This is a genomic window from Clostridium sp. OM05-9 (assembly GCF_003481465.1).
GTDB classification, from domain to species: domain Bacteria; phylum Bacillota; class Clostridia; order Lachnospirales; family Lachnospiraceae; genus Coprococcus; species Coprococcus ammoniilyticus.
Genome location: NZ_QULF01000011.1, coordinates 289 through 2096 on the forward strand (window position 1 = coordinate 289; position 1808 = coordinate 2096).

Annotated in this window: 1 protein-coding gene; it reads left to right on the plus strand. The window is 46.0% G+C overall.

All coding sequences use genetic code 11. From position 1 onward, the window contains the following. On the plus strand, window positions 1-1808 hold a 1808-nt coding region (locus tag DXB77_RS13085; RefSeq protein ID WP_207665165.1), incomplete at both ends, for a DUF5979 domain-containing protein.

Consider the following 1808-nt stretch of genomic DNA (forward strand, 5'->3'; position numbering starts at 1 on the left):
GAAGAGCAAACCGGAACAGCAGTTGCAAACTATGGCTTAGCAGTCAGTGGGGAAGGTAATGTCACCGTCACCAAGGATGCGACAGCAACCGCAACCGTAGCGAACACTTATACAGAAGATAAGGGAAGCTTAACTGTAGCAAAAGCAGTTGCGGGATATACCTTTGATTCCAGCAAGACATTCATGATCTACGTAACAAACGCAAGTGGTGAATATGTTCTTGCAGATGGAAGCGTAAGCGCAACCAAGACAGGAATCAGCGTACCGGCAAACGGAAGCGTAACGATCAATGACATACCTGTAGGAATTTACAGTGTAAGTGAAGAGCAAACCGGAACAGCAGTTGCAAACTATGGCTTAGCAGTCAGTGGGGAAGGTAATGTCACCGTCACCAAGGATGCGACAGCAACCGCAACTGTAACGAACACTTATACAGAGGATAAGGGAAGCCTGACGGTAGCCAAGGCAGTTGCAGGATATACCTTTGATTCCAGCAAGACATTCATGATCTATGTAACAAACGCTAGCGGCGAATATGTTCTTGCAGATGGAAGCGTAAGCGCAACCAAGACAGGAATCAGCGTACCGGCAAACGGAAGCGTAACGATCAATGACATACCTGTAGGAATTTACAGTGTAAGTGAAGAGCAAACCGGAACAGCAGTTGCAAACTATGGCTTAGCAGTCAGTGGGGAAGGTAATGTCACCGTCACCAAGGATGCGACAGCAACCGCAACTGTAACGAACACTTATACCCAGGATAAGGGAAGCTTAACGGTAGCCAAGGCAGTTGCAGGATATACCTTTGATTCCAGCAAGACATTCATGATCTATGTAACAAACGCTAGCGGCGAATATGTTCTTGCAGATGGAAGCGTAAGCGCAACCAAGACAGGAATCAGCGTACCGGCAAACGGAAGCGTAACGATCAATGACATACCTGTAGGAATTTACAGTGTAAGTGAAGAGCAAACCGGAACAGCAGTTGCAAACTATGGCTTAGCAGTCAGTGGGGAAGGTAATGTCACCGTCACCAAGGATGCGACAGCAACCGCAACCGTAACGAACACTTATACAGAAGATAAGGGAAGCCTTACTGTAGAAAAGGCAGTTGCAGGATATACCTTCGATGCGAACAAGACATTTACGATCTATGTAACAAATGCAAGTGGAGAATATGTCAAAGAAGATGGAAGCACAACAGCAACCAAGACAGGAATCAGCGTGCCGGCAAACGGAAGCGTAACGATCGACAACATTCCGGTAGGAACTTATACAGTAAGTGAGGAAGCAAATGGAACCGCGGTTAAGGATTATGGCTTAACAGTCAATGGTGAAGGTAATGTCATCGTCACTAAGGATGCGACAGCGACCGCAACTGTAACGAACACTTATACTCAGGATAAGGGAAGCTTAACGGTAGCCAAGGCAGTTGCAGGATATGACTTTGGAGCAGCAGGTAAGAACTTTACAATTTATGTAACAAACGCAAGTGGTGAATATGTTCTTACAGATGGAAGCGTAAGCGCAACCAAGACAGGAATCAGCGTACCGGCAAACGGAAGCGTAACGATCAATGACATTCCGGTAGGAACTTATACAGTAAGTGAGGAAGCAAATGGAACCGCGGTTAAGGATTATGGCTTAACAGTAAGTGGTGCAGGTGATGTAACAGTAACAAAGGATGCGACAGCAACCGCAACCGTAACGAATACCTATACACAGGATAAGGGAAGCTTAACTGTAGCCAAGGCAGTTGCAGGATATACCTTCGATGCGAACAAGACATTTACGATCTATGTAACAAA